Origin of the sequence: Sphingomonas sp. 35-24ZXX, assembly GCF_000786215.1 — a bacterium.
GTDB lineage: Bacteria > Pseudomonadota > Alphaproteobacteria > Sphingomonadales > Sphingomonadaceae > Blastomonas.
Genome location: NZ_JROG01000007.1, coordinates 311,129 through 337,804 on the forward strand (window position 1 = coordinate 311,129; position 26,676 = coordinate 337,804).

At 64.8% G+C, this 26,676-nt stretch carries 21 protein-coding genes; 13 read left to right on the top strand and 8 right to left on the bottom strand.

Going from position 1 to position 26,676, the window contains the following annotated elements:
- Nucleotides 1-5: 5 nt before the first annotated feature.
- From LI72_RS14540 to LI72_RS14555, 4 genes are all read left to right on the top strand, one after another.
- On the top strand, nucleotides 6-665 hold the full coding sequence (locus LI72_RS14540; RefSeq protein ID WP_033926638.1) for an ABC transporter ATP-binding protein: 660 nt from the start codon (nucleotides 6-8) through the stop codon (nucleotides 663-665).
- Nucleotides 662-1,996, top strand: coding sequence for an ABC transporter permease (locus tag LI72_RS14545; protein ID WP_033926639.1), 1,335 nt, complete (start codon nucleotides 662-664; stop codon nucleotides 1,994-1,996). The genes LI72_RS14540 and LI72_RS14545 overlap by 4 nt, the downstream gene beginning before the upstream one ends.
- A gap of 11 nt (nucleotides 1,997-2,007) precedes the next feature.
- On the top strand, nucleotides 2,008-2,508 hold the full coding sequence (locus LI72_RS14550) for a DUF3299 domain-containing protein (RefSeq protein ID WP_033926640.1): 501 nt from the start codon (nucleotides 2,008-2,010) through the stop codon (nucleotides 2,506-2,508).
- Between the two features lie 159 nt (nucleotides 2,509-2,667).
- Nucleotides 2,668-3,354: a TetR/AcrR family transcriptional regulator gene (locus LI72_RS14555; RefSeq protein WP_033926641.1), complete on the top strand. Its 687-nt coding sequence runs from the start codon at nucleotides 2,668-2,670 to the stop codon at nucleotides 3,352-3,354.
- 89 nt (nucleotides 3,355-3,443) lie between these two features.
- Here the strand turns inward: LI72_RS14555 and LI72_RS14560 are convergent, their stop codons facing one another.
- On the bottom strand, nucleotides 3,444-3,896 hold the full coding sequence (locus LI72_RS14560) for a MarR family winged helix-turn-helix transcriptional regulator (RefSeq protein WP_033926642.1): 453 nt from the start codon (nucleotides 3,894-3,896) through the stop codon (nucleotides 3,444-3,446).
- Nucleotides 3,897-3,979: 83 nt separating this feature from the next.
- Between LI72_RS14560 and LI72_RS14565 the strand changes: the two genes are divergently transcribed.
- From LI72_RS14565 to LI72_RS14580, 4 genes are read left to right on the top strand one after another with little or no spacing between them, the layout of a single operon-like run.
- Nucleotides 3,980-5,425, top strand: coding sequence for an aldehyde dehydrogenase (locus LI72_RS14565; RefSeq protein ID WP_052129895.1), 1,446 nt, complete (start codon nucleotides 3,980-3,982; stop codon nucleotides 5,423-5,425).
- Between the two features lie 38 nt (nucleotides 5,426-5,463).
- Entirely contained in the window at nucleotides 5,464-6,324 is an 861-nt protein-coding gene (locus LI72_RS14570; RefSeq protein ID WP_052129898.1) for a p-hydroxycinnamoyl CoA hydratase/lyase, read from the top strand.
- Between the two features lie 34 nt (nucleotides 6,325-6,358).
- On the top strand, nucleotides 6,359-8,509 hold the full coding sequence (locus LI72_RS14575; RefSeq protein ID WP_033926643.1) for an acetate--CoA ligase family protein: 2,151 nt from the start codon (nucleotides 6,359-6,361) through the stop codon (nucleotides 8,507-8,509).
- A 44-nt stretch (nucleotides 8,510-8,553) separates the two neighbouring features.
- Complete coding sequence (locus LI72_RS14580; RefSeq protein ID WP_033926644.1) at nucleotides 8,554-9,861, top strand: MFS transporter; 1,308 nt, start codon at nucleotides 8,554-8,556, stop codon at nucleotides 9,859-9,861.
- A 350-nt stretch (nucleotides 9,862-10,211) separates the two neighbouring features.
- On the opposite strand, the gene LI72_RS19140 is transcribed toward LI72_RS14580, so the two are convergent.
- Complete coding sequence (locus LI72_RS19140) at nucleotides 10,212-15,185, bottom strand: Calx-beta domain-containing protein (RefSeq protein ID WP_052129899.1); 4,974 nt, start codon at nucleotides 15,183-15,185, stop codon at nucleotides 10,212-10,214.
- Between the two features lie 244 nt (nucleotides 15,186-15,429).
- On the opposite strand from LI72_RS19140, the gene LI72_RS14590 reads away from it, so the two are divergent.
- The 3 genes from LI72_RS14590 to LI72_RS14600 are packed head-to-tail and all read left to right on the top strand — an operon-like array spanning nucleotide 15,430 to nucleotide 19,894.
- Entirely contained in the window at nucleotides 15,430-16,845 is a 1,416-nt protein-coding gene (locus LI72_RS14590; RefSeq protein ID WP_156139628.1) for a TolC family protein, read from the top strand.
- Nucleotides 16,842-18,587 carry a type I secretion system permease/ATPase gene (locus LI72_RS14595; RefSeq protein ID WP_033926711.1) on the top strand — a complete coding sequence of 582 codons (1,746 nt, stop codon included), beginning with the start codon at nucleotides 16,842-16,844 and terminating at the stop codon, nucleotides 18,585-18,587. Before LI72_RS14590 ends, LI72_RS14595 begins: the two co-directional genes overlap by 4 nt.
- Entirely contained in the window at nucleotides 18,584-19,894 is a 1,311-nt protein-coding gene (locus tag LI72_RS14600) for an HlyD family type I secretion periplasmic adaptor subunit (RefSeq protein WP_231562486.1), read from the top strand. The genes LI72_RS14595 and LI72_RS14600 overlap by 4 nt, the downstream gene beginning before the upstream one ends.
- Nucleotides 19,895-19,949: 55 nt before the next feature.
- Here the strand turns inward: LI72_RS14600 and LI72_RS14605 are convergent, their stop codons facing one another.
- The 4 genes from LI72_RS14605 to LI72_RS14620 all read right to left on the bottom strand — a co-directional run bounded on the left by LI72_RS14605 (nucleotide 19,950) and on the right by LI72_RS14620 (nucleotide 23,423).
- On the bottom strand, nucleotides 19,950-20,696 hold the full coding sequence (locus LI72_RS14605) for a haloacid dehalogenase type II (protein ID WP_033926713.1): 747 nt from the start codon (nucleotides 20,694-20,696) through the stop codon (nucleotides 19,950-19,952).
- Nucleotides 20,697-20,763: 67 nt separating this feature from the next.
- Nucleotides 20,764-22,119: an MATE family efflux transporter gene (locus LI72_RS14610; RefSeq protein WP_033926714.1), complete on the bottom strand. Its 1,356-nt coding sequence runs from the start codon at nucleotides 22,117-22,119 to the stop codon at nucleotides 20,764-20,766.
- Nucleotides 22,120-22,321: 202 nt separating this feature from the next.
- Entirely contained in the window at nucleotides 22,322-22,795 is a 474-nt protein-coding gene (locus tag LI72_RS14615; protein WP_033926715.1) for a PaaI family thioesterase, read from the bottom strand.
- Between the two features lie 124 nt (nucleotides 22,796-22,919).
- Entirely contained in the window at nucleotides 22,920-23,423 is a 504-nt protein-coding gene (locus tag LI72_RS14620) for a winged helix-turn-helix transcriptional regulator (RefSeq protein WP_081985033.1), read from the bottom strand.
- A gap of 49 nt (nucleotides 23,424-23,472) precedes the next feature.
- Here LI72_RS14620 and LI72_RS14625 point away from each other — a divergent pair, with 49 nt between their 5' ends.
- A complete protein-coding gene (locus LI72_RS14625; protein ID WP_033926645.1) occupies nucleotides 23,473-24,480 on the top strand; it encodes a zinc-dependent alcohol dehydrogenase family protein in 1,008 nt (335 codons plus the stop codon).
- Between the two features lie 298 nt (nucleotides 24,481-24,778).
- Here the strand turns inward: LI72_RS14625 and LI72_RS20075 are convergent, their stop codons facing one another.
- The gene (locus tag LI72_RS20075) at nucleotides 24,779-25,543 is read right to left on the bottom strand and encodes a hypothetical protein (RefSeq protein WP_197051924.1); all 765 of its coding nucleotides are present in this window, start codon (nucleotides 25,541-25,543) and stop codon (nucleotides 24,779-24,781) included.
- A 492-nt stretch (nucleotides 25,544-26,035) separates the two neighbouring features.
- On the opposite strand from LI72_RS20075, the gene LI72_RS20335 reads away from it, so the two are divergent.
- Nucleotides 26,036-26,290 (top strand): hypothetical protein, encoded by a 255-nt coding sequence (locus tag LI72_RS20335; protein ID WP_197051925.1) that lies wholly within the window; start codon nucleotides 26,036-26,038, stop codon nucleotides 26,288-26,290.
- A gap of 184 nt (nucleotides 26,291-26,474) precedes the next feature.
- Here LI72_RS20335 and LI72_RS20525 read toward each other — a convergent pair.
- Nucleotides 26,475-26,676 (bottom strand): hypothetical protein (locus LI72_RS20525; RefSeq protein WP_033926648.1); only part of this gene is annotated, 202 nt, incomplete at its 5' end.

Sequence of the window (26,676 nt, forward strand, 5' to 3'; positions counted from 1 at the left end):
CTGTCATGAGCCTTGCGATTCACAATCTGGCGTTCCGCTATGCCGGACGCACGATCTTCGATGATTTCGGTTTCGACATGGCGGCGGGCGAACAGAGCCTGCTCATCGGTGCATCGGGCAGCGGCAAGTCCACGCTGGTCAATCTGATCTGCGGTCTGCTGACCCCGGATGCAGGCAGCATCACCATCGGCGGCGAGCGCATGACGGGCATAGGACCCGGCTCGCGCGACGATCTGCGCCGACGGCGTATCGGGCTGGTGTTCCAGACGCTCAAATTGGTGTCTGCGCTCGATCTCACCGCCAATCTCCGACTGGCCCAGCGGCTGAGCGGCCATGGCACCGAGCAGGAACGCGTGGCGATGCTGATCGACCGTCTGGGCCTTGGCCATCGCGCCCATGCCCGCCCCCGCGAGCTCAGCCAGGGCGAGGCGCAGCGTGCCGCCATTGCGCGCGCGCTGATCGGCCGGCCCGACCTGATCATCGCCGACGAGCCGACATCGGCGCTCGACCACGACAACATGCAGAAGGTTGCGGCCCTGCTGCGCGAATGCGCGCACGAGGCGGGGGCGAGCCTGCTGATCGTGACGCATGACGATCGGCTGCGCGACCACTTCCCTTCGGTCCGGCAGATCGGCCCGAGCAGGCAGACCGAGGCGGCGGCATGATCCGCCTGGCGCTGGCCTATATGCGCGACCGCCCGCTGACGGTGGCGCTCAATGCGCTGCTGCTCGGGATCGCCGTTGCGACTCTGGTAATGCTGCTGCAGTTCGCACAGCAGGCGGGTGAGCGGTTCGAACGCGATGCGCGCGGGATCGATCTGGTCGTAGGCGCCAAGGGATCGCCGCTCCAGCTGGTGCTCTCCAGCGTCTATCATATCGACGTGCCGACCGGAAACATTCCGCTGGGCGAGCTGGAACGGCTGCGCACCGATCCTGGCGTGGCGCGCGTCGTGCCGCTGGCACTGGGCGACAATTTCGAAGGCTTCCGCATCGTCGGCAGCGATGACCAGTTGCTGCCGTTGTATGGCGCAAACGTGGCCCAGGGCCGCAGCTTCGCCAAGCCCAGCGAAGTGGTATTGGGCGCGGAGGTGGCGCGACGCACTGGCGCGACGCTGGGACAGAAGTTCATCGGCAGCCACGGCCTGGAAACCGGCGAGGAAGACGGCCAGGGCCACGATCATGCGCCGTTCGAGACGGTCGGCATCCTGGCCCCGAGCGGAACCGTGCTCGACCGGCTGATCCTCACTTCGGTCGAATCGGTCTGGGACGTCCACGGCATCGCGCATGATCACGACGAGGGTCATGACGACCATGCGGATGACGCAGGCCATCAGCCCGAGGCCGATCATGCCGATCATGCCGATCATTCCGAGCATGAGGGCGAAGAGCATCATGATGACGCCGCCCATCATGACGATGACGAGGCTGGCCCCGTGACGCCTGGCATGGAGCCGGAGATCACCGCGCTGCTGGTGCGCTATCGCAACGCCTCGGCCGCCCTGCGCCTGCCGACGCAGATTAACCGCCAGAGCGCCTTGCAGGCTGCAGCGCCCGCTGCCGAGGCGGCACGGCTGCTCGGGCTCTTCGGATCGATCATCGAGGGCGCCCGGCTCTTCGGCTGGCTGCTCGCGATCTCCGCCGGACTTAGCCTGTTCGTCGCCCTGTGGAGCGCGACCCGCGCGCGCGAGGGCGATCTGGCGCTGCTGCGCGTGATGGGGGCGAGCCCCGCGATGGTGTTCGGCACCATCCTGTTCGAAGGCCTGCTGATCGCGGCGCTCGGCGCGCTGGGCGGCATCGCTGCCGCGCATGCTCTGATAGCGCTCGCTGCCGCCAGCTTCCCCACACTGGGCGAGCTGGGTCTTTCGGCATTGCGCTTCCTTCCCGGCGAAGGCGTGATCCTGCTCGCCGCGCTTGTCATCGGCCTTGTCGCCGCCCTGATCCCCGCGATCCGGATCTTCCGGGTCGACCTTGCCACCACGCTTGCCCGCTACAGCTGAGGATAGCTTCCATGCGCCTGCCCCTGATCGCCCTCGCCGCCCTGAGCCTGATTGCCGTGCCGCAGACCGCGGGTCACGCCGCGATGCAACAGGGCAAGAAGGCGCCCGTCGATGATGTCTGGAAGCCCGCTGCAACCCCCAAGGGCGGCGTGTCCTGGGCGGTGCTGGAGGCGACCAAGGAGCAGACCCGCACCGGCAAGGATGGCTATCTTTATTCCAAGCCGCTGTTCACGCCGGCGGTCAAGTCCCTGGCGGGCAAGCGGATCAAGGTGGCCGGCTGGATGAAGCCGCTGGAAACCGGCGGCCGCCAGAAGCATTTCGTGCTGCTCGCGTATCCGCCGGGCTGCCCCTTCCATTTCCATGCGGTGCCCAACCAGTTCATCGAGGTGTATGCCGACATCCCCTTCCCCACCAACGAGACCAAGATGATCGTGGTGACCGGCGTGCTCGAGCTCACCGGTCAGGACGAGAGCGGCATCTTTTACCGGATGAAGGAAGCAAGCCCTGCCTGATTGGCGGAAAAATGCCAAAAAACCCTCATTAAGGATGTTTTCGCAGTTGCACAAAAGCCATTCGCAGCGCATTGTATACTGATCCTGAGAATTAGTAGCGGATGGTTCGATGCCTGTGATTCAGCACGCCCTTGACCCTGCCGTGGACGGAGCCTCACCATGCACGGCAGCATGATGAAGAAGAAGGCTGAGCCCAAAACCCTTGCGGTGGCGGACGTCAGCCGAAAGCCGCAGCAGGGCCGATCGCTGGCATCGCTCAAGCGCATGCTCGAAGCGGCGCGCAACCTGATGCTGGAGCGTGGCAACGAGGAATTCACGTTGCAGGAGGTCAGCGAACGCGGGCAGGTCTCGATCGGATCGATCTATCTGCGGTTCGAGAGCAAGGACAATCTGGTCCGCGGGGTGATCGCCGAAGCGCTCGAAGCGCTGTCGCAGGAGGAAACAGCCCTGGTGCAGCGGCTCAACGCCGACTGCGCGGAGCTTGCGCGCTTTCTCTTCGCCTATGTCGAAGGCTATGCCGAAATCTTGCGCAAGCACGCCCCGCTGCTGCGCCTGACGATGGAGCGGGCCGAGTTCGATCCGCTGGTGGCGATCCCGGGCAACCAGCAGGCCTTGCGCGCGGAAACCGACATGACCGAGGCGCTGTTGGCGCATGCCGGTGAATTCGGCGGGAGCAATCCCGATGATCACAGGATTCGCGCGCAATCGTGCTATCATGTGATCTTTGCCACGCTGGCGCGGCAGCTGAGTCTAGGCACGGGCGTCGAGGCGGTCCATGCCTATGACTGGAACCAGATGAAGCACGAACTGGCGCGCATGTCGCTGGCGTATCTGCGCGCGGACTGACCGACCTTCGCATGGCGGCCAGACCGGGGTATCCGGCGCAGGGCTGTCACCGGTCCGAAAGCCGACGCCGGAATTGCCAGCCCAAAGCGCTAGGTGCCGACCAGCGCCCTCAGTGAAGAGATCATCCCTGGCAGCATCTGCGGATCGATCCGCGACTGGAACCGCGCCTCGTGCGCGTCGATGATGGCTTGGGCCACCTCGACCTTGGCCATGCCGCCTTCGGTCAACGTGAGCGCCTGCGAGCGTCCATCGACCCGCACCTTCTGGATGAAGCCGCGCTTTTGCAGCCTCCCCATCAGAGGTGCCATGTTGGCGCGCGCGATGCCAAGCACCCGCCCGATATCGCTCTGCGTGAGTCCGGGGTTGGCCCGAATCAGGATGAGAATCGTCGCCTCCGTCGGGCGCAGATCCGCCTCGGCCATCCCCACCCCGAGGTCTGCCATCATCACGCCAGACGCACGCCGCAGCCAGTATCCCAGCAGATCCTCCAGAGGATCGGCCAGCCGCCCGGGCTCTGCATCCGTGACCGCGAGATCCGTCATAAAATCTCAAAACCGCTATTGTGCATAACAATCATTATAGCTATGCTATATAGCAATAAGAGTGAGTGAGAGGAATCCCCAAGATGCACACCATCTCCCTTTCCATCGGTGGCGCGCCCGTGGTGGCCGGCGCAACCTTCACACGCCATAACCCGGTTACCGGCGCCGCCGCAACGGCGGCGGTCGCAGCGACTCCGCAAGACGCCTGCGCTGCGATCGATGCCGCCGCTGCCGCCTTCCCCGCATGGTCCGCGCTGGGACCCAACGCCCGCCGCGCGCGGCTTGCCAAGGCTGCCGATGCGCTGGACGCCAAGGCCGATGCCTTTGTCGATGCGATGATGAACGAAATCGGCGCGACCGAAGGCTGGGCGCGGTTCAACCTGATGCTTGCCAGCGGCATGGTGCGCGAGGCCGCCGCGCTGACCACCCAGATCAGCGGCGAGGTGATTCCGTCCGACAAGCCCGGCTGCATCGCGATGGCGGTGCGCGAACCAGCAGGGGTGGTGCTGGGCATCGCCCCCTGGAACGCGCCGATCATCCTGGGCGTGCGCGCGATCGCGGTACCGCTGGCCTGCGGCAACACCGTGGTGCTCAAGGCATCGGAACAATGCCCGCGCACCCATGCGCTGATCGTCGAGGCGTTTGTTGAGGCCGGTTTGGGCGACGGTATCGTCAACCTGATCACCAATGCCCCGGAAGACGCCGGGGATGTCGTCGGCGCGATGATCGATCACCCTGCGGTGCGGCGGATCAACTTCACCGGTTCCACCGCCGTGGGCCGGATCATCGCCAGACGCGCCGCCGAACATCTCAAGCCGGTGCTGCTGGAGCTGGGCGGCAAGGCGCCGCTGATCGTGCTCGACGACGCCGATCTCGACGAAGCGGTCAAGGCGGCCGCCTTCGGCGCCTTCATGAACCAGGGGCAGATCTGCATGTCGACCGAGCGGATCATCGTCGTGGAGGCCATCGCCGATGCCTTTGCGGAAAAGTTCAGCACCAAGGTCGCCACGCTGGCGGTGGGCGATCCGCGCGAGGGCAAGACTCCGCTGGGTGCGGTCGTCGACCTGAAGACGGTGGCGCATGTGCAGGCGCTGGTCGACGATGCCGTCGCCAGCGGCGCACGGCAGATCAACGGCGGGACGTCCGATGGCGTGCTGATGCCCGCGCATGTCATCGATGGCGTGACGCCGGACATGCGGCTGTTCCGCGAAGAGAGCTTCGGTCCTGTCGTGGCCGTCATCCGCGCGCGCGACGAGGCGCACGCGATCGAACTTGCCAACGATACCGAATACGGCCTGTCCGCCTCGGCCTTCACCCGCGATACCGCACGCGGGCTGAGGATGGCGCGCCAGATCAAGTCCGGCATCTGCCATGTCAACGGCCCCACCGTGCACGACGAGGCGCAGATGCCCTTCGGCGGCACCAAGGCCTCTGGCTATGGCAAGTTCGGCGGCCAGGCGGGCATCGACAGTTTCACCGACCTGCGCTGGATCACCATCGAGACCCAGCCCGGCCATTTCCCCATCTGACACCCTTCTTGCAACGCCTATCTCGGAAAGCCTCTGACATGACCAATATCCTGAACATCGACGGTATCGATCCGGTCGAACTCGCCACCGTGTCCTACACCGTCGAAAACGGCATTGCATGGGTCAGCTTCAACCGCCCCGACAAGCGCAACTGCATGTCGCCGCGGCTTAACCGCCAGATGATGCGGGTGCTTGATGCGCTCGAATTTCGCGAGGATGTCGGCGTCCTGGTGCTAAGCGGTGAAGGCACCGCCTGGTCGGCGGGCATGGACCTGAAGGAATATTTCCGGGAGACCGAAGCGCAAGGCCTGCGCGGCACCCGCGGTGCCCAGCGCGAGAGCTATGGCTGGTGGCGCCGCCTGCGCTGGTACCAGAAGCCCACCATTGCGATGGTCAACGGCTGGTGCTTTGGCGGCGGCTATGGTCCGCTGTTCGCCTGCGACCTCGCCTTTGCGGCCGACGAGGCGCAGTTCGGCCTGTCCGAAATCAACTGGGGCATCCTGCCCGGCGGCGGCGCGGCCAAGGTCGCAACCGAACTCACCAGTTTCCGCAACGCGATGTATCACGCGATGATGGGCGAAAATGTCGATGGCAAGACCGCCGCGCAATGGGGCTTTGTCAACGAGGCGCTGCCGCTCGACCAGCTCAGCGCGCGCGTGAACGAAGTGGCCCATGTGCTGCTCAAGAAGAACCCGATCGCCCTGAAGGCCACCAAGGATGCCATCCGCCGGGTCCGCGAGATGAGCTATGACAATGCCGAGGATTATCTGATCCGCGCGCAGGAAGCCGCCAACAGCTTCGACAATGACGGCCGCAAGGAAGGGATCAAGCAGTTCATCGACGACAAGACCTACAAGCCGGGTCTGGGCGCCTATGACCGATCGAAGACCTCTGCCTGATCCGACCCAGACGCCATCCGGAAAGCGCCCTGACATGTCCGTCGACACCGTCCTTCCGCCCGCCACTACCACCGGAGCCGCCGCGCTCGACCGCCTGCTGCGGCCCCGGTCGGTCGCGATCGTCGGCGCATCGGAAAAACCCGGTGCGCTGGGCAATTCGGTGCTGTCCAATCTCCTGCGCAACGGGTTTGCGGGCGATATCCACCTGATCAACCCCAAGCGGGCCCAGATCGAGGGACGGCCATGCCTGCCCTCGGTCGCCGCGCTGCCCGACAACGTCGACTGCGCGGTGCTTGCCATTCCGCGCGCAGCGGTGCTCGAAACGATCTGGTCGCTGGCAGAGCGCGGGGTGGGATCGGCGATCATCTTTTCCGCCGGCTTTGCCGAAGGCGGCGAAGAGGGTGTGGCAGAGCAGCGGGCCATCGGCCGCATCGCCGCGGCCAGCGGCATGGTGATCGAGGGGCCCAATTGCCTGGGCATGACCAATTTCATCGACCGCATTCCGCTGACGTTCGTCGAAACCCTTGCAACACCGCTCGGCACCCGCGACGGCATCGGCGTGGTCTCGCAAAGCGGAGCGATGGCCTGCGTGCTGTGCACCACGCTGGCCAGCCGGGACCTCGGCCTGTCATTCTCGATCTCCACCGGCAACGAGGCGGCGAGCGGGGTGGAAGATTATGTCGAATATCTGATCGACGACCCCCAGACCCGGGTCATCGCGATGATCGTCGAACAGTTCCGCAAGCCGCAGCGCTTTCTCGCCGCGGCACGGCGCGCGCGCGCGCAGGGCAAGACGATCGTGCTGCTGCACCCCGGCAAGAGCAGCGCCGCGCGCGAATCCGCCGCAACCCACACAGGCGCGATGGCGGGCGATTATCAGCTGTTGCGGCTCAAGGTGGAGCGCGCCGGGGTGGTGTTTGCTGAAACACTCGAAGAGCTGGGCGACATCGCTGAAATCGCGCTGCGGTGCCCGACGATACCCGCAGGCGGCCCTGCGGTGCTGGGCGAATCCGGCGCATTCAAGGCGCTGACGCTCGATCTGTGCGAGGCCCTGGGGCTCGATCTGCCCGTCGTGGATGACGCAAACGCCCCTGCGCTGCGGGCGGCGCTGCCCGAGTTTGTCGGGGTGAGCAACCCGCTCGATCTCACCGCGCAGGGGCTGGTCGATCCTGATCTGTATTATCGCACGCTGGCGGCGGTGTTTGACGATGATCGCTTCGGCAGCGTGCTGGCCGGGATCATCCAGACCGATCCGGTGACGGTGGGTATCAAGCTGCCGCCAATCCTGCGCGCGGTGCGCGAGCTGGTCCCGGGCAAGCCTGTGATCCTTGCCGGGCTCGACGAAGGCGCACAGGTCGGCCCGCAATTCGTCGGCGAGTTGCGCGCGCTCGGCATTCCCTATTTCCCGTCGACCGAGCGCGCGTTGCGGGCGCTGCAGCGGCTCAACGCGCTGGCGCGGCGCGATTTTCAGGCGAGCGACGCCGCCCCCCTGCCCGCACCAGGATTGCCCGACGGCGAGGCGGTCATTCCGGAATACCGCGCCAAGCAGATCCTGGCGCCGCTGGGCATCGCCTTTCCGCAGGGCGTTATATGCACCAGCGTTGAAGCGGCGGTGGACGCGGCCACGGCACTTGGCTTTCCGGTGGTTATCAAGGCGCAATCCCCCTCGCTCAGCCACAAGAGCGATGCAGGCGGGGTGATCCTGAACCTTGCCGATGCGGACGCCGTGCGTGCCGGCTGGGACCGGCTCCACGCCAATGTCGCGGCTTATGATACGGCGATGGTGCTCGATGGCGTGCTGGTCGAGGCGATGGGCGCGCGCGGGACCGAGCTGATTATCGGTGCGAAGAATGATCCCGAATGGGGCCCGGTCATTCTGGTGGGCTTCGGCGGAGTGACGGCCGAAATCCTGCAGGATGTCCGGTTGCTGCCACCCGACCTGCCCCATGCCGCGATCGTTCGCGAACTGGGGCTGCTCAAGAGCGCCGCGATCCTGCACGGCTTTCGCGGCTCTCCCGCGCTTGATGTGGATGCGGTGGCGCAGATGGTGGCCACGCTTGGCCGCATCATGCTGGCAGAGCCGGGCATCCGCGAAATCGACCTCAATCCCGTCATGGTCTATCCTTGCGGCCAAGGCGTGGTTGCGCTGGATGCCCTGATGGTCATGGCGGAACAGCAACCATAATATCCAGGGCCGAATTGCGGCATCGCACCGGAGAGGGTGATCGGATGACACAGGATGTACGCGCCGTGCTGGATCGCGCGCCGATGGGCAGGCTACAGATAGCCGCCATCGTGCTGTGCATCCTGCTCAACGCGCTCGACGGGTTCGATGTGCTGGCGATCAGCTTTGCATCGCCCGGCATTGCCGCCGAATGGGGCATCGACCGGGCGGCGCTCGGCTTTGTGCTGTCCATGGAGCTGATCGGGATGGCGGCAGGGTCGATTCTGCTGGGCACGCTGTCCGATCGGATCGGACGCAGACCCACGACGCTGTTGTGCCTCGCGATCATGGCCACCGGGATGGGTGCGGCAACGTTGGCAGGCAATGTCACCGAGCTGTCGGTCTTCCGGTTGTTCACCGGCCTGGGTATCGGCGGAATGCTGGCCTGCGCCAATGCGATGGTGGCAGAGCTTGCCAACGCCCGTGCGCGCAGCCTGGCGGTTGCGCTGATGGCCGCCGGCTATCCGGTCGGGGCGATCCTGGGGGGCTCGTTCGCATCGCAACTGCTGGTCGATGGCAACTGGCGCGACATCTTCAGCTTCGGCGCGTGGGTCACGGCATTGTTCCTGCCGATCACCTTCCTGCTGCTGCCCGAATCCATCGGCTTTCTGGTCCACAAGCGGCCCGCCAATGCGCTGGCGAGGGTCAACGCGATCCTCAAGCGGATGGGTCATCCGCAGACCGCAATGTTACCCGAGGTCGACGCGAATGCGCCCAAGGCCAGCATGCGTCAGCTGTTCGCACCGCGGTTGCTGGCCACAACGTTGCTGCTCACCCTTGCCTATTTCTGCCACATCATGACCTTCTACTTCATCCTCAAGTGGATCCCCAAGATCGTCGTCGACATGGGCTATGCGGCCTCGGCCGCCGGCGGCGTGCTGGTCTGGGCCAATGTCGGCGGACTGGGCGGCGCACTGCTGTTCAGCGCGCTCAGCTGGCGCTACCCGGTGCGCGGGCTGCTGGTCGGCGCAATGGTCCTGTCCTTCATGGCTGTCGCCGCATTCGGCCAAGGACAAAGCGATATCGCGACGCTGGCAACGGTGGCCGCCGCCGCGGGGTTCTTCACCAATGCCGGTGTCGTCGGGCTTTATGCGCTGATCGCCCAGGCTTTTCCGACTCCGGTGCGCGGCAGCGGTACCGGGTTTGTCATCGGTGTCGGGCGCGGGGGTGCTGCTGCGGGGCCGATCGTGGCGGGTCTTTTGTTCAGCATCGATCTGGGCGTTCCTGCCGTCGCGCTGGGCATGGCCATAGGCTCGCTGGTCTCGGCGGCTGCGCTGCTGTGCCTGCAGCGCCCTGCCGTCGCGACGGCCTGAGAATATACGCCACCGTCTGCCTTGCGGGTGGGGACAATATGATAGGATGATCGTGTTTTGCTGCTAGATTGGCCGACACCGGAATTGGTATCGGAGGACACGTTGGCAGGGTTGGCGGCACGGCGTCGGGACGCAGGCCGCGCGGCTGAGCGCCGAAGAGCTGGAACTGCGCTGTCTTCCGACCTTGCGACGGCTGGCCGAGATGCTGTCGGTTACCGGCTAGCCGGACAGCCGCCCGCCTTCACCGGCCTGCGGCAGGACCAAAGCTTCATCCAGGGCGGCCATCGATCGGCCCGCCCACCGGCAGGCCGATCAAAGGTAACTGCGGCTTTCGGCCGCCCGGACGCCGATCAGAACAGCGTTTCCGAGAACACCGGGAAGGCATCGCGCTGGATGTTGACCGCAGAGAAATCGCTGACGCCCAGCAAGGTCACCGTGCCGCCGAATTCCAGCGTCAGCTCCAGATCGTCGATGCCATCGCGATTGAAGTCGCGCACGCGGGTGCGGGTGATATCAACACCGTTGTCGAGCAGGATCACATCGAGCGCCGTGTCGAAATCCGTGATCGTGTCGTTGCCTGCCACAAAGCTGAAGGCGAACGAGTCGCGGCCAGCCCCACCAGTCAGCGTATCGTTGCCGACATCCCCCGACAGGCGATCGTTGCCATTGCCACCCATCAGCGTGTCGTTGCCGATACCGCCCGAGAGCATGTCATTGCCGTCACCGCCAAAGAGCTTGTCGTTGCCGATGCCGCCCCACAGTTCGTCATGGCCGCCCAGACCGTTGAGCGTGTCGTTGCCGGTCAGGCCATATAGCGTGTCCTCGCCCGCCGTGCCGTTCAGCGTGTCGCTGAACAGCCCGCCAAACCGGGTGATGCCGTCGGCCACGCCGGTGACCTTGACTTCGACCGTTGCGGTGCTGGTCAGTCCGCCCGCATCGCGTACGGTATAGGTGAACCGGTCGGTCACGGTCTGGCCCGGAGCAAGCTCGTCGAAGCTGTCGTCGTCGGCGACATAGCGCAGGCTCTGCGATACCGGATCGAAGATCAGCGTGCCCAGCGTCTGGCTGTCATCGACCGCGCTGATCGAAAGTACGCTGCCTGCGTCGGGATCGGTATCGTTGCCCAGCAGCTGGGTCCAAAGATTGCCGGTGGTGCCATCCTCGTTGACCGCGACCATGTCGCCCTGAGCGCTGGGGGCTTCGTTGACGTTGCTGACCGCGACGGTGAAGCTCTGCTCGGTGCTAAGGCCGCCCTGATCGGTTGCGGTGGCCTTGATCGTCAGGGTCGGGGTCGCCTCGAAGTCGAGGCCCGCCACTGTCGTCACAACGCCGGTCGCTGCATCGACCACGAACCGGCCGCCGGCGTTGTCGGTCAGCGTATAGGTCAGCGTGTCGCTGGCGCGGTCGGTGGCGCTGAGCGTCCCGATCACCGAACCGGCGGCGCTGTTTTCAGCGACCGTAGCGTTGCTGATCACCAGATTGGTCGGCGCAGCGTTGGGCAGCGGCAGCAGGAACGAGGCGACCGACGGATCATGGTCCGACGCGCGGTTGGGGCCATCGGGCTGTTCCGAATTGATGTGCACCGGATCGAAGATCACATCGGCCAGCAGGCCCGGAGTCACCAGGAAGTTGTCGAGCGCCTGAGCGTTGCCATCGAAATAATAGCTGTAACGCTCTTCTTCCGGCAGCGTGCGCAGCAGGTTGGACAGGACGCCGCCTTCTTCGAGCAATTCGAGCGACTCTTCGAAATAGAAGCCGTTGAAATCACCCAGCACCGCGATGTTGGCACCGGGATCGTTGCTCAGGATATTGGTGACATAGGCGCGGATTGCCTGCGACTGCGCAATGCGCGCCCCCTCACCGGCATTGACGGGGGGCTGGGTCGCACCGAACAGCGCATCGCTGCCGCCGCGCGAGGTCGAGTGCACCCCGATTGCGGTGATCGACTGCTCGTTGAAGGTGAAGGTCGCGGCCAGCGGCGAACGGCTGTTGGTAAAGGCGGCGCCGGGAACCAGCGTGGCGCTGCCTTCGACATAGTCGACCCGGTTGACCTGATAGAGAAACCCGTTGCGGATGTTGCCATTGGGCTCGCCGCCGGTGGTGTTGTTCGCGGTCGGTGCGACCTCGACATAGGCGTATTGCGGGCCACCTGCGGCCGTGATCGCCGAGATCAGCAGGTTCGCCGTGACCGTACCCGAGTAATCGGTGCCGCTGCCTGCACCGTCGGCATCCTGCACTTCCTGCAGCGAAATGATGTCGGGCGCGCGCAGGTTGAAGACGATGTCGCTGGCCAGCAGGTTGAACTTCACCGCGCCATCGGTGGGATCGAGGTTTTCGACATTGGAGGTCGCGACCGTGAGCCGATCGCTGGTGCCGAACAGCGCGGTGGTTTCGCGCGTCGGGGTGCCCGCATCGGTCGTGATGGTCACGGCTTCGGTGACGAGCAGTTCGTACGACTGGAAGTTGTAGCTGATGATGCCGGTAACGTCGGACAGGACATCGCCCTGCGTGTAGTTCGGCGTGAACCCGGCAAACAGGCCGCTGTCGTCATCCAGCTGCAGCCGCTCGGGGTTGTAATCGTCAAACCCGTCGGCATTGCCCGAGATGGTGATGCCGCCGCGCGCGTTGACACCCGTTGCCCCGGCACCGCCCGAGGCAACCACGAACGTTTCGCCGAATTCGTTGGTTGGGCTGGTGACCAGCGGCGCGGCCACGGTGACCCGCATGCCTTCGAGCGATTCATAGAAATCGGCAGCGTCGTTTTCGGGATCATAGACCAGGAAATTGTCGTTATCGAACACGTCGGTCGGCGGCAGGACCCCGCCGGGCCCGGCGCTGATCAGCGTTGCGGCCGGCAAGGCGTTGCCAGCCGAGATCAGCGTCGCGCTGGTCTGGTTGATCTGCGTGGTGGTGAGGTTGTTCGTGTTGTTGCCAGGAAGCGCTTCCGTCACCGTTCCGCGGACTTCGACGGAGTCGCCGACCGAGCGACCGGGTGCGGTGCTGGTGAACACGAAAATCGCATCCGATGTGCGCGCATCGCCATCGCCGGTCACGTCCTGCAGATAATAGCCGTTGGTATCGACCGCCGTCACCACGCCGCGCGTGATCACCGTCTGGCCTACGAACTCCGAACGATGGCCCAGGCCCTGGATGGTGAAGATCGCGAGGTCAACGGGATCGTCGTTGGTGATCGTGCCGGTGGCCTGGCCATCGATGATGCTGGCGTTGGTGACATTGGCGAGCGAGACGCTCAGCGTCTCGTTGCCCTCGGGCAGCAGATCGCCCTGCACCGGCACGATGATCTGCTGGACGCTGACGCCGGGCGCAAAGCTGATGGTTCCGGTCAGGGTCGCGCCGGCGGCCAGATCGCCTGCATTGGCGGTGCCATCAAGGTTCACCGTGTAATCCACGGTCGTGGTGAGCGCGGTGCCACCGGCACGCCGCACGGTGAACACCAGGTTCTGGGTGCCGTTGTCGCCCTCGACCACAACCGCATCGCCGATGCGGATTTCTCCCGGCGCGTTGGGTGACAGGAAGGTCTGCCCGGTGTTGACCGCCGAATAGGTGTTGGCCTGGCCCGCCACCCAGGTGAAATCGGCATAGCTCGATCCGGTGCCGGTCAGCTGCAGCGAGTTGCCGATGGTGTCGTTGTTCTGCAGCACGCCGATGTCGGTGCTGGTCAGACCCTGCGCGGGTCCGTTGGTGGCGGTCATCGCGCCTTCATAGGAGAGGAACTGGACGACGCGGCCCTGCGCATCGACCAGCGCGATACCATCGGGCGCGCCGTTCTGCAGGCCGGGGGCGGCCACCGCGACCGTCCCGAAGCCATTGCTCTGGTCGGCGATCGTCCCGCTGAGCGCCAGGGTCGAATAGACTGCCCCGCCGTTGCCATTGTAAAGCACCAGGCTCCAGCCGGTAAGATCGGTGCTGGCCTGGCCCGCAACCTCAATGGTCTCGTTGGTGTCGGTGCCGGCGGGATCGTAGTTGATCTCGTTGATGAACACGTTGGCCAGCGGAGCCACATCGTCGTTGAGAATCGTTCCGGTGGCCACGCCATTGCCGATCTGTGTGCCCATGCTGGCATTGGACAGCGTCAGCGTGAACGTCTCGTTGGGTTCGACCACAGTGTCGCCCTTGACCTCGAGCGTGATCACGTCGGTCAGCACGCCATCGACCAGGATCACGCGAGCGAGCGAGGGCGTGTTGGGCGCAAAGTCGTCGGCGTCGGCGTTGCCGAACGTCAGCGTATAGTCTGCCGCCGCGTCGCCGCTGGCATTGCCCGTCCGCGTGACCGTGAAGGTGATCTGCGTCGTGCCGCTGTTGCCTTCGGTCACCGTGGCATCCGCGATCGACAGCGTCGCGACGGGCGACGCATCATCGTTGAGGATCGTCCCCACACCGGTTGCGGTGCCGATGGTCCCTGCCGTCGTCGAGTCGAGGCTGATCTGGAAGGTCTCGTCGCCCTCGAACACGGTATCGCTGGCAATCGGGATGCTGATCGTCTTGCTGGTCTCGCCATCTGCGAATTCGATGGTGTTGCCGAGCGCCAGGAAGTCGTTCGCGCTGGTGGTGATGTTGGTGACCGAATAGGTCAGCGTCGCCGCACCGCTGCTGCCGCCGGTGCGGGTGACGACCAGATCGACAGTGCCGGTATCTTCGTTGGCCGAGCCCGCAGCGATCGAGAAGACACCCGGATTGGCGGCCTGACCCAGCGCAGTGATCGAGAAATCGTCGATGCCCAGACCGTCGTCCGAGTTCGCAACATCGACATCAACCCAGCGAATCCAGAACGTCGCCCCATCGGCAATGGCGTTGGCGAGCGTCAGCGTTGACGAGACGGAGCGCTGATTGGCCGCAGAATTCCCATCGAGCGCGCCCACGGTGCCTGCCGTCACGGGTGCGATGAAATCGAGCGCATCGATGTCGGTCCATGTGCCGGTCGTTAGGCTGGTGGCATCGAAGCTGATTTGAAAGTTCATCTGGTCTGCTGTCGGACGGCTAGCTGCGCCGAGACGCCACTGTTCACCCGTATAGGAAATCTGGAGCGTCGATATCGAAGCACCGGTGTTGTTGGTGAAGGTTGCCCCAATCGTCGATATGGTCGATCCGCTCCGCAACTGCCCCAGCGCTCGTTCCGAACTTCCCGCAGCACCAAAGCTGTAGGTATCGCCGGCGTTCGAGGAACCAGTTCCGGCAGTGTAGACCGTGTTGTTGCTGGATTCGCTGAAGAACCAACCCATTGGCAAGGTCGAGCTCGTACCCGAGGCCGCGAGGCTGTTGAAATCTTCGGTAAACGCAGTTCCAAGGGCGGTCAGGCTGGGCATTCAAACATCCTCTTCAACAGTCCGCGCGCAGGCGTCGGCTTTCGTGACGGCGGGGTTAGCTGCGCCGCGTGACGCTTTGGTGACGTATTTGTGGCTGCGAGTAAATTCATTAACACCGCAACCGATGACCGCCCCGATTTGGGAATGTTCCCGGTTGTCATCAAATCGCCATGGAACTGCGCCAACGCAGCCGCTTGCCTGCCGGATTCGCATTGCCCGGCAGCGTTGAACCCGAGGATCGACCTTGCGCGCTATCGCAGCTTCGACAGTATTGCTCGTGCTGCTGGTGCATGCTGGCATGTCCTCCGCGCGCGCCCAACCGGTGTCGCTCCCGGCGCCCGTGAGCGATCCGCTGGCGATGGACCTGGACACAGACCCCCTTCTCGCGATCGAGCGCGAGGTGGCAGAAAAGACCGCATTTCGCGCCTTGCTCGCGCAGGCGCTGGAGGCCAACCCGTCGATCCGCGAGGCAGAGGCGCGCAATCTCGAGGCTGTGGCCGGGCGCAACGTCGCCCGCTCCGGGCAACTGCCCGCAGGCGAGCTTTCGGTGTCCAGCTTTCGCACCCTGTCTCGCGAGTTTTCCAATGACCCGCAGAACATCATCGAGCGTTCGCGCGCACGCCAGCGCACCGATGCCACGATCAGCCTGGCCCAGCCCCTGTTCGACTTTGGTGCCAGCGCAGACCGGATCGCCGCTGCGCAGCAACGCGTCGCGGGCAGCGAGGCGCGGTTTGCAGCCACCGCAGAAGACATCGGGTTGCGTGCCGTCGCGGCCTGGTACGAGCTGTTTGCCATGCGCACGCTGGTAGCGTTGGGCGAAGCGCTCGATGCCAGCCAGCAGACATTGGGCGAGGCGATCGACCGGCGGATCGAAGAGGGTGTTGCCGCGCGCTCCGACCGGGTGCGGATCGATGGAGCGATCGCTCAATCGCAGGCGCGACTGGCGGGATACCGGCGTGGACAGGCCGGTGCCGAAGCCCGCTTTGGCGAACTGCTGGGGCCGCCGCCTCCCACACTGTTGCGTGCACCGGTGGCGATAGCGCTCGCCGATCTGCAGGGCGACCAGCTAGAACAGACGGCCGATTCGGCTCCCATCGTCCGCGCCGCCCGCGCCGATGCCGATGCGGCGGCCCGTGATGCCGAAGCGGTGCGTGCCGATCTCTTCCCCACCGTATCGGCCAGCATCGAGGCGGGCCGCTATGGCGTGTTCGAGACCGACATCGATTACGATGTCCGCGCCCGGCTGAATGTCCGGCTGCGTCTGTTTGGCGGGGGCGACGCGCGCGCCGACCAGGCCGCAGCGCGGGCGATGGCAGACGGGGCACGCGCCGACCGCATCAGGCAGGAAGCGCTACGCGATATCCGGGTGGCGGCATCGGATGTCCGGGCGCTCGAACTGCAGCTCACGGCGCTCCGCAACAGCTATGTCGCGGCCAAGATCTCGCGTGATGTGCTGGTCGAACGGTTCCGGGTGGCGCGCGGATCGCTGTTCGATGTGCTCAGCGCCGAAGACGCCTATTTTGCCACCGCCACCGCCTATGTACAGGCTATCGTCGATCTCGACATCGCGCGCTATGTGCTCCTGGCGCGCACCGGGCAGCTGCTCCCCGCGCTGGGTTTTGACAGGCTTTCGCCTAGCACATGGGATTCCGTGCGATGACTATCGAAGAGCGCAGCCCGCGCTTTGCCCGCTGGCTTACCGAGCCGATGCAGCGCAACCGCGCGATCTACGTCAAGGTGGCCCTGGCAGCTGCGGTGATCAACCTCTTCGGAATCGTCACATCGCTGTTCACGATGACGGTGTATGACCGGGTGCTGCCCAACAACGCGACCTCGTCGTTGATCGCCCTCACCTTCGGGCTGGGCATTGTCGTGATGTTCGATTTTCTGCTGCGCACCTTGCGCGCCTATTTTGCCGACATTGCAGGGGCGCGGATCGACGAGGAAATTGGCGAAAATGTGTTCCGGCGCCTGCTAGCGATCCGCATGGATGTGCGCTCGGGATCGACCGGTTCGCTGGCAGCGATGATGCGCGAGCTCGAGACGCTGCGGGATTTTTTCGCTTCGGTAACCCTGACCGCGGTCGTCGACCTGCCGTTCATTGTGATCACGCTCGCGGTGATCGCCATGATCGGCGGGCCACTGGTGTTCGTGCCGCTGTTCATGGTGCCGCTGGTGGTGATCGTGGCGGCGGTCCTGCAGCCTGCGCTCGACCGCCTTTCCAGCCGTGCCCTGCGCGAAGGACAGCTCAAGCAGGCAGTCCTGGTCGAGGCGATCGGCGGGTTGGAGACCGTCAAGGCAAACAACGCCGCGCCGCTCCTGTCGGGGCGCTGGCAGGCCGCGATGGAGCGACACTCGCAGGTCTCGCTCAGCCAGCGGCTGGTGTCGGCGATCGCGGTCAATGTCGCGGTCATCGCCAACACCATTTCCTATGCCGGCGTGGTCGTGGCCGGTGTCGGCATGATCGCCAGCCAGGATCTGACGATGGGCGGCCTGATCGCGTGTTCGATCCTGGCGGGCCGCGCCGTCGCACCCTTGGGGCAGATCGCCCAGCTGATGACCCGGCTGACCCAGACGCGCACCGCCTATCGGCAGATCAATGGCCTGCTGGCACATCCCGCCGAGGGGCCGGTCGGCGAGGCCCTGGTGCCTGCGGAGCTTGCCGGCAGTATCGAGCTGCGCAAGGTCAGCTTCCGCTACCCCGGCCAGGCTGAAGCCGCCCTGAGCGATGTGTCGCTGCGCATCCGCCCGGGCGAGAAGGTCGCTATCCTGGGGCGCATGGGATCGGGCAAATCGACGATCGCGCGGTTGGTGCTGGGGCTGTATCCGCCCGCGGACGGGCTGGTGCTGATCGACGGGACTGACCTCAGCCAGCTTGATCCTGCGGCCTATCGCGCCCGGATCGGGGTGGCGCTCCAGGAAAGCGTGCTGCTGAGCGGCACCATCCGGGAAAACATCCTGCTGGGACGCACCGGGGTCGATGAAGCCGAAATGCTGCGGGTCGCGCAGATTACCGGGGCGCACGACTTCATCGGCGTCATGGCCAACGGCTATGACCTTACGCTGACCGATCGCGGAGAAAGCCTGTCGGGCGGCCAGCGCCAGGCGATAGCGCTGGCGCGCGCTCTAATCGGTTCACCCCGGGTGATGGTGTTCGACGAACCGACCAGCGCCATGGATGCGCAGACCGAGGCGCGGCTGATCAAGCGCCTGGCGGTCGAGCTCGCCGATCGCACCGTGCTGCTGATCACCCATCGCCCGCCGATGCTGCGGCTGGTCGATCGCGTGATCGTGGTGGAGGATGGCCGGATCGTCGCCGACGGTCCGCGCGATACCGTGCTGGGCAAGATGAATGCGGGTCCCGCATCCGCAGCCTCGACGACCGCGGTCAAGGTCGCATGAGCGCCATGGACAACGCCGATCCCGAAACCACCATCGAGCAACGGCTGTCGCGATTGCGCCCGGCCAGCGCGTCCAACCTGTTGCTGTGGGCGATCCTGGCCTTTCTGGTGATCTTTGTCCTGTGGGCCGCCTTCACCGAAATCGACCGGACGGTGCGCGGTGAAGGGCGTGTGGTGCCCAGTTCGCGGCTGCAGGTGATTTCGAACCTCGAAGGCGGCGTCGTCGCCCAGATCCTGGCGCGGAGCGGGGCGGACGTGAAGGCCGGACAGGTGCTGATCAAGCTTGATCCCACTCAGACCAATGCCGAGTTTGGCAGCAATCAGGCCACCAGCGGCGCGCTTGCCGCCAAGATCGCCCGGCTGGAGGCCGAAATCGACGGGCGTACGCCGGTCTATCCCGACCCCGCAAGCCCGCAGACCCGCATCGAACGCGCGCTGCACGATGCGCGCATGGCAGAGCTGGAAAGCCTGCTGGCCGGCGCACAGGCGCGCAGCGCGCAGGCCAGCCGGTCGGTGCAGGAGGCGCTCTCCGTCCAGGCCGCACGGCAATCGGCGCGCGATGCCGCCGCGGCCGAGCGCGACATGATCCGGCCCCTGGTCGAGCGCGGCATCGAGCCGAGGCTGGCGTTGCTGCAAGCGGACAATGCCGCGCGCGTAACGGCCAGCGAAGCGCTGGGCGCAGCTGAATCCCTGGGGCGTGCCCGCGCAGCGCAGGCCGAAGCGGCTGCCGAGGCCAACCGCGCACGCCAGGAGTGGCGTGCCCGCGCCGCAACCGAGCTTGCCAGCGTGCAGGCGGAACTGGGCGCGCGTCGCCAGTCGACCCCGGCACTGGCGGACAGGGTCTATCGCACCACGGTTCGCGCGCCGGTGGCCGGTCGCATCAACCGCGTGCTGGTCACCACCGTCGGCGGCAGCGTGTCACCGGGGCAGCCGCTGATCGAACTGGTTCCGGCACGCGAGCAGCTTCAGGTCGAGGCGCGCATTCGCCCGCAGGATATCGGCTCGGTGCACCTCAAGCAGCGGGCCAATGTCGACATCACGGCCTATGATCCGGCTGTCTACGGCTCGCTCAGCGGTACGGTCGTCGGCATCTCGCCGGATGCCGTGATCGATGAACGGACCGGCGAGTCCTTCTATGTGGTGCGGGTGGTGACCGACACATCCGCGCTGGTCGACAAGCGCGGCAAGCCGCTGCCCATCGGGGCCGGGATGGTGGCGACCGTCAACCTGCTCGGAGACAAGAGGTCCGTGCTCAGCTACATCCTGACCCCGATCACGCGCGTGACCGATACCGCTTTCCGGGAATAGCGAAGCTGCCCCGGCGAACGGTTCGTGGATCAGATTTCGCTGCGTCTCCTGCGTGTCAAACTGCACGATCGGGGGTGACAGGCACGCCCATGATGTCGGCCAGTTCCTCTATGCTGTTGCAAGACCAGTCCCAGTCCTGCGCTGCTGCTGCATCCGGGGCGGGGCGGCCACCGAATTCGAGCGGCCTGGCAACAAAGGCGGTCGCGAGGCCGCATGCGCGCGCAGCAGCGAGGTCGGCATGGTGCGATGCGACCAGACACAGGTCCTGCGGCGCCAGCCCCAGAATTTCGGCGGTACGCAGATAGGCCTCCCGGTCCGGCTTGTAGGACCGCGTCACCTCCGCGCCCAGCAGCGCATCCCATGCCAGACCGGATCGGCGCGCCATGGCGAGCATCATCTCGATATTGCCGTTGGTCACCGTGACGACCGGACAGAGCGTCTTCAGGCGCCTGATCCCGGCGACCGCATCGGGCCATGGATCGAGCCTGTGCCACGCCCGGTTGAGTTCGTCGATCGCCTCCGGGTCGAGCGATGCGGGCTCCAGTCCGAAGTGGCGCAATGTATCGTCGAGCATCTCGCGGTGCAGGATATCGAGCGTCACGAACCCCCGGCCCGACGCAGCATAAGCCGCCATCGCCGCGAGATAGCGCATCCGCCAGGCATCGGCGAAATCCGCAGGGTCGATCCCGCCTTGGCCGATCTCGGCGAAAAACCGTTCGACATCGCGGATCACGCCGCCGCGCCAGTCCACCACCGTGCCGAACACGTCGAATCCGAATGCCTTGGGCAAGGGCCTGTGCATGATCATGGTCTCCCGCGGGCAATGCCGGCCGCCCTGCAGGTGCCAGTTAGCATCAGGACCGCAGCTGTCACCAGCGTGCCATTTTGATAAACAGCGCGGTGCCCAGCCCCATCGGCACCATCGCCGCCGCCGACAGGGCGAACACCGTCCACAGCGGCGCGCCCTGCGCTGTCAGCGCCCAGCCTCCCACGAGAGCGACCGCCAGCCGCATCGCCTGCGCCGCGATCGCGCCGCCGACCCGCCCGGCGCCCTGCGAGGAGAAATACAGACACAGGCCCAGTCCGAAAAAGGCATAGCCGAAGCCTGCGATGCGCAGGTAACTGTACGCGGCGCTTTTGGCCGCCAGGTCATCGGTGAACAGGTCCGCCCAGATTCCGGGAAAGAGCAAGACCACAAGCCCGAGCGCGCCCAGCACCGATGCCGCAAGCGAACCGCTGGTCCAGGCGATGCGCCGCGCCCGCACGATGTCGCCTGCACCGATCGCCGTTCCCACCAGAGGCACACTGGCGACGCCGATCGAAAAGGCGATCGGGATCAGCAGAAATTCGAACCTGACCCCGATGCCATAGCCTGCAAGCGCCTCTGGCCCGAACCGCGCCACCAGATTGGTGAGCACCAGCACCGTCGACACCGACAGCAGCGGAGAGAGCATCGCCACTGCGCCGACGCGCAAAAGGTCTGCAAATCGTGCGGGCTTCAGCAACGCCAGGTCGAACCGCAGCGGCAGCCGCGTCTGCGTGGAGCGCAGATAAGCGAGCAGCACCAGCGCGGCTGCGCCAAAGGCCACGACCTGCCCCAGGGCCACACCCGCCATGCCCAGCCGCGGTGCAGGCCCCAGCCCCAGCCCCAGCGTTCCGCCGACGGCGACTTGCGCCAGGCCGGCGAGTAGCAGCACCCATGCCGGCATCGCCATGCTGCCCATGCCTCGCGCGATGGATGCCAGCATGTTGGTCGTCCAGATGAACACGATCGCCAGCGCCGCGACGTTGGAGAACGCCACCGCCTGCTGCAGCACCGCGCCCGACCCGCCGAGACCCGCATAGATGCCGGGGCCGGCAACAAGGACGATCATCGTCCATATCAGTCCCAGCACCAGACCTGTGACCAGCGCGCACAGCGCCAGAGACTGCGCGCGTTCGACATCGCCTGCTCCCAATGCGCGGCTGATCGCCCCCGATACCGTGCCGCCCATCGCACCGGCCGACAGCATCTGCATCAGCATGAAGATCGGGAAGGCAAGCGCTATGCCCCCGAGCGCAGCGACGCCCAGCGAGCCGACATAGGCTGTTTCCGCGATCGATATGATCGCCGCCGAACACAGCGCAACAAGGTTGGGCAGGCTGAGCCGGACCAGCGTGGACAGGATCGGCCCATGGCGCAGCAGCTGCGCCCTTGTCTCGGCCGCCGCTGCAGTCTTGCGCATCTTTTCCGCGCGGGTTTGCGCTGCGTGCGTGGCCACGCGGTCAGGCCGCCGACAGGGCGCGGACGCCGCGGATCGCGATTCTGCCGCACGCCCATGCCATGGCTGAAAAGGCGACCGGCCCGGATAATTCCTGCAGCGTCATCGTTTGCCTGTGGGTGTTCATCGCTTCAGCCTTCATCTCACGGATGTGTAGGGGGTGGCGTCACGCCTGAAGGCTTCCGCGTTTGCTCGGCGCGACATCGAAGACCAGCAGCGTGGAGGTGGCGGTGGCGCACAGCCGCCCGTCGCCATCGTGCAGTTCGGCCTCGGCAAAGGCGACGCGGCTTCCGACGGACACGGTCCGCCCCGTCGCCCGGACGGTGCCGCTGTTCTCGGTCAGCCCGCGCAGATAGGAGACCTTCAGTTCCAGCGTGGTGTGTCCGCGCCCTGCCCCGAGCATCGAATGGGTAGCGATGCCGCAGGCGCTGTCGAGCAGCGTGGCAGCATATCCGCCATGCACTGCGCCCAGGGGATTGTAGACGCTGCGACCGGGCTTGCCCTCGAACACCACGCGGCCGCGTTCCACTTCGACAAGGTCAAAACCCAGGGTGTGTCCGATCGGGGCCTTGAGGCCACTGCCAAGCAGCGCCTGGAGCTGCGTCAGCCCATCGGGCGCGGTTTCGTCGGGTGTATTCATGATAGGCACCATGGCTCGTGACAGCGGCGGGTTTCCGCCAGAAAGGATCCCGTTAATCGCACCTGCCCCCAGCCGAAGGGGCTGCAGACGCTGCGAAAATTGGAATATGCATCGATCGGTGGCATCATGATCGGCCGCCTCTCGATGGGTTGAGCATCCGCATGACATGCGCGTCAAAGCTCGCCGTAGGGCGCAGCAACATGCGCTGGCGCGGAACCGCCACCCCCGTCGTGGCATCGATCACGCCCAGCACCAGCGGATGACCGGTCTCGCGATCGATCACCTCGACCGGCGACGTGCCTGTTCCGGACGCATCCCAGCGGTCACCCCATTCGCGCAGGGCCATGCTGACCTTCCACAGATCGCGGCCCTTGACGGTCAGTCGATATTCGTCGCGCGGCGGGCGCTCCTGGTAGCGGACCCGCTCCAGAATCCCGCCGGATTCCAGGTGCCGCAGCCGGGCTGCCAGCGTGGCGGGCGGGATGCCCAGCCCCTCGCGCAATTCGTCATAGCGGCGCGGTGCAAACAGCAGGTCGCGGATCAGCAGCAGCGCCCATTTGTCGCCGATCGCCTCCAGCGCTCCGGCAATCGGGCATCGCATGCCCGCAAAGGATGTTACCTTTACCATGAACGAGGCTTAATACTTCAATCATTGAAGTCAATCCGGAGACAAATGCATGAAGGCCATGATTGTAGGGTCGCCCGCGTCGCTCGACACGCTGTCGCAGGCCGAACGGCCCGATCCCGGCCAGCCGGGTCCGGGCGAAATCCGCGTCGCGCTGCACGGCAGTTCGCTCAACTTCCACGATCTGGGCGTGGTGATCGGACGCATGGGAGCGCCGGCGGGGCGGATCCCGATGGCCGATGGCGCCGGAACGGTCGAGGCGATCGGCGACGGCGTGACGCAATTTGCCGTGGGCGACCAGGTGGTGTCCTGCTTCTTCCCCGACTGGCAGGACGGAACGCCGCCGCTGGGCAGCTTCGCCCGCACGCCCGGCGATGGCATGGATGGCTATGCCACCGAAGCGGTGGTCGTGCCTGCCACGGCCTTTACCCGCGCGCCCAAGGGCTATGATGCGGTGGAAGCGGCGACCATCACGACCGCAGGGCTGACGGCGTGGCGCGCCTTGGTCGGTGATGGCGGGCTCAAGGCAGGCGACTGCGTCCTGCTGCTCGGCACCGGCGGCGTCTCGATCTGGGGGTTGCAGATCGCCAAGGCGATGGGCGCGACCGTGGTGATCAGCTCGTCGTCCGGCGAGAAGCTCGAAAGGGCGCGTGCGATGGGCGCCGACCATGGGATCAATTATCGCGAAACCCCCGATTGGGGCCGGGCGGTGGCCGATTGGACCGGCGGGCGCGGCGTCGATCAGGTGCTCGAACTGGGCGGAGCGGGCACGCTCGCCCATTCGATCGCGGCGGTCCGCCTGGGTGGGCATATCGCACTGATCGGGACGGTCGCGGGGCTGGCAGGCGATGTCCCGACTGCGGCCCTAATGATGAAGCAGGCACGGCTGGGCGGTCTGGTCGTCGGGTCGTGCCAGCAACAGCGCGAATTCGTGACCGCGATCGAGGCCACCGGCATCCGCCCGGTGATCGATCGCCGCTTCGCGCTTGCCGACTTGGCCGATGCGTTCCGGTACCAGCTGTCTGGATCGCACTTCGGCAAGATCGGCATCGAATGGTAGTCCGACCGGGCGAGAATTCCCTGCCGTTTCGGCGGCAGTGGTGATCGCATTCGGCATCGACCCGCAGCGCGGCGGGTTTTTCCGGACCCGGTAGGTGACAGCACCATAAGTCTGCGGATTCGTTCACGATTGTTGCGGAAAGAGAACCTGGCGGAGAGGGTGTCTGTCTAACTACGCTCTCAAGAATCTGATTTTATGAATTAAAATCAAAGGATATCATTTCTATCCCACGTTTCTTACCACACTTATGCGTGGCGTCCTGCAGAATGGCATGTTCGGATTCGGCCAGAGCCAAACCTTATGTTCCGGGGCAGCGCCGAAAGAATGGGCTGTCCTTGGTTCTCCCCGTTAACGCCTTGCCGCCATCGGCTAAAGCAAACTGCCAAATCTCTGACACCTGATTACCGTCTTCGCCGAGTGCCGTTGTGTGAATGTCGATATCATCGCGAGACAGCAGCACCACTTTGGTAACGTCCCATGCTACCTCGAAGTTATACAACGCTTTGTCGGTGAGGTAGAAACGCGCCTCACGGTTGCGGCAACCGTCTTGGGTCAATTCATCCCACGCCCCGGTGAAAGGCTTAGGGACTGTTGCTGCGGTCTTAGGGTAATCGCCCGACGCAGTGGTGGTGTCTGTTTTTTCTTGTTTAAGCAGACCATTCATAGCGTCCTGATATGCACCGCCAATGATAGAGTTAGGGCTAAAGGCTGTCCTTCCCCCGTGCTCATATTTGATAATCTTACACGGGACTGCGCACGAGGAATATGCTAACATAGCCCCATCGGATCCTACGTTTGCAATCCTGTGATGCCCATCAGAATTTAATCCGAGATAACGGAAGCCGATTACATCGCCTGTCGACTTGCCCTGCTTTCGTTCATCCTCCGAAACAGCCCCGACATAGTAATACACCCCATCTTCTTCCTCGACAAAATTCGGCGTAGGGGCTGGCGGGCTAATTGGGCTGGCCTCGGCAATTGCCGTGGAATCAATTGCCGTGCTCTGCCCGTTTTGGTTGGCAGCCTCGTTGCTTCCGCTGCAACCGTTCAACCCAAGGGTCATTAGCAAGGCAAAGCTCAAAATAGGACGCATGGCAACCCCCCCAAGTAATCTGTGCGCGGCATCGTGCGGCATACAGTTGTGACCATCGCTATAAGCTACACGCGCGCGCGTTGGTGGATACCAAAAATTCCAGCTCGATGGCGGCGAACCGACTGCGGACAACCTGCGCAATCCTCGCGCGTGCTTTCGGCTAAGGAAAATTCGGGGAATCTACCTGCGTATGATGTCGGGACAACGCAGGGCTAGGCCTGAGCGCTACCATGGACACCATTTAACCAAGGGGCCCAGCGCTAAAAGTTCCGAGCCCCCTGGCCCAAACCTGCATCGGGTCGCATTATGCAGGTCTAGCTCGTTGGAGTGCATCGCGTTGATGCAATGCACTCGTGCGGTGATGTGTGATCCATTGCACTAAGTGAAGGGCTGGCGATGGTCTTGCGCTGTACCGAGCCTTTCCACTTTCCTACAACCCGGTCCGCGCGCCATTCTGACACCATGCGTAGAATCGACCAAGCCGAGCTGGAGTCCATCCTATACCACGCCATCAAGGCAGCGCCCGCAACTGCCAAGACGGGGTTGCGGTCAAAGCTGGCGATGGAAAGCGACCGCGCCCATGAGGCTATGGCCAAGCACATAGCCGCCCGCCTGTCTGGCGCATCGATGGCTGTGATTATGGCTGACTTGGTTGCCAATGGCTATTTTGGGCAGCGACCGGGGATTTGGGGAAAGGATGAGGCGGAGCCGGACTAGCGCCAAACCGTACCCCGGGCGCTGATTATGTCATGCCGTAACGCGCGCGCGGAATGCGTCACGGACTATCAGGACACATCGCGCGCGCCCGCACGTATCTGCGTCAACGCGATTTTTGCGACACTCCCGCGCGCGTGCGCGCGTAATGGTCCATTTATTGTTCCGCTGTTGCTATCAGGGCGCATCACTCAGAAGCGCAAAGCAAGGCCTCGCCTGTAATGCTTGTGCCTTCAAGCCAGCTATCCGTTTGCGTGATGATGAAAAGCCCATTGCCTCCCAACTTGGTAACCTTGCCCAAGGCCTTTATCAGTGCCTTTTCAGCGTTCTTGGTCCCGCCCGATTGCTTGCCACTGACAATGCCTAGGCCGTGTTGACAAAACACTTCA

Excerpts from the sequence above, each read along its gene's own strand:
- LI72_RS14570 (WP_052129898.1), top strand. The coding sequence starts at position 5,464 with ATGACCAATATCCTGAACATCGACGGTATCGATCCGGTCGAACTCGCC.
- LI72_RS14610 (WP_033926714.1), bottom strand. The coding sequence starts at position 22,119 with ATGCGCAAGACTGCAGCGGCGGCCGAGACAAGGGCGCAGCTGCTGCGC.
- LI72_RS14575 (WP_033926643.1), top strand. The coding sequence starts at position 6,359 with ATGTCCGTCGACACCGTCCTTCCGCCCGCCACTACCACCGGAGCCGCC.
- LI72_RS14600 (WP_231562486.1), top strand. The coding sequence starts at position 18,584 with ATGAGCGCCATGGACAACGCCGATCCCGAAACCACCATCGAGCAACGG.
- LI72_RS14625 (WP_033926645.1), top strand. The coding sequence starts at position 23,473 with ATGAAGGCCATGATTGTAGGGTCGCCCGCGTCGCTCGACACGCTGTCG.
- LI72_RS14545 (WP_033926639.1), top strand. The coding sequence starts at position 662 with ATGATCCGCCTGGCGCTGGCCTATATGCGCGACCGCCCGCTGACGGTG.
- LI72_RS14615 (WP_033926715.1), bottom strand. The coding sequence starts at position 22,795 with ATGAATACACCCGACGAAACCGCGCCCGATGGGCTGACGCAGCTCCAG.
- LI72_RS14555 (WP_033926641.1), top strand. The coding sequence starts at position 2,668 with ATGCACGGCAGCATGATGAAGAAGAAGGCTGAGCCCAAAACCCTTGCG.
- LI72_RS14580 (WP_033926644.1), top strand. The coding sequence starts at position 8,554 with ATGACACAGGATGTACGCGCCGTGCTGGATCGCGCGCCGATGGGCAGG.
- LI72_RS20335 (WP_197051925.1), top strand. The coding sequence starts at position 26,036 with ATGCGTAGAATCGACCAAGCCGAGCTGGAGTCCATCCTATACCACGCC.
- LI72_RS20075 (WP_197051924.1), bottom strand. The coding sequence starts at position 25,543 with ATGACCCTTGGGTTGAACGGTTGCAGCGGAAGCAACGAGGCTGCCAAC.
- LI72_RS19140 (WP_052129899.1), bottom strand. The coding sequence starts at position 15,185 with ATGCCCAGCCTGACCGCCCTTGGAACTGCGTTTACCGAAGATTTCAAC.
- LI72_RS14550 (WP_033926640.1), top strand. The coding sequence starts at position 2,008 with ATGCGCCTGCCCCTGATCGCCCTCGCCGCCCTGAGCCTGATTGCCGTG.
- LI72_RS14565 (WP_052129895.1), top strand. The coding sequence starts at position 3,980 with ATGCACACCATCTCCCTTTCCATCGGTGGCGCGCCCGTGGTGGCCGGC.
- LI72_RS14560 (WP_033926642.1), bottom strand. The coding sequence starts at position 3,896 with ATGACGGATCTCGCGGTCACGGATGCAGAGCCCGGGCGGCTGGCCGAT.
- LI72_RS14540 (WP_033926638.1), top strand. The coding sequence starts at position 6 with ATGAGCCTTGCGATTCACAATCTGGCGTTCCGCTATGCCGGACGCACG.
- LI72_RS14605 (WP_033926713.1), bottom strand. The coding sequence starts at position 20,696 with ATGCACAGGCCCTTGCCCAAGGCATTCGGATTCGACGTGTTCGGCACG.
- LI72_RS14595 (WP_033926711.1), top strand. The coding sequence starts at position 16,842 with ATGACTATCGAAGAGCGCAGCCCGCGCTTTGCCCGCTGGCTTACCGAG.
- LI72_RS14620 (WP_081985033.1), bottom strand. The coding sequence starts at position 23,423 with ATGGTAAAGGTAACATCCTTTGCGGGCATGCGATGCCCGATTGCCGGA.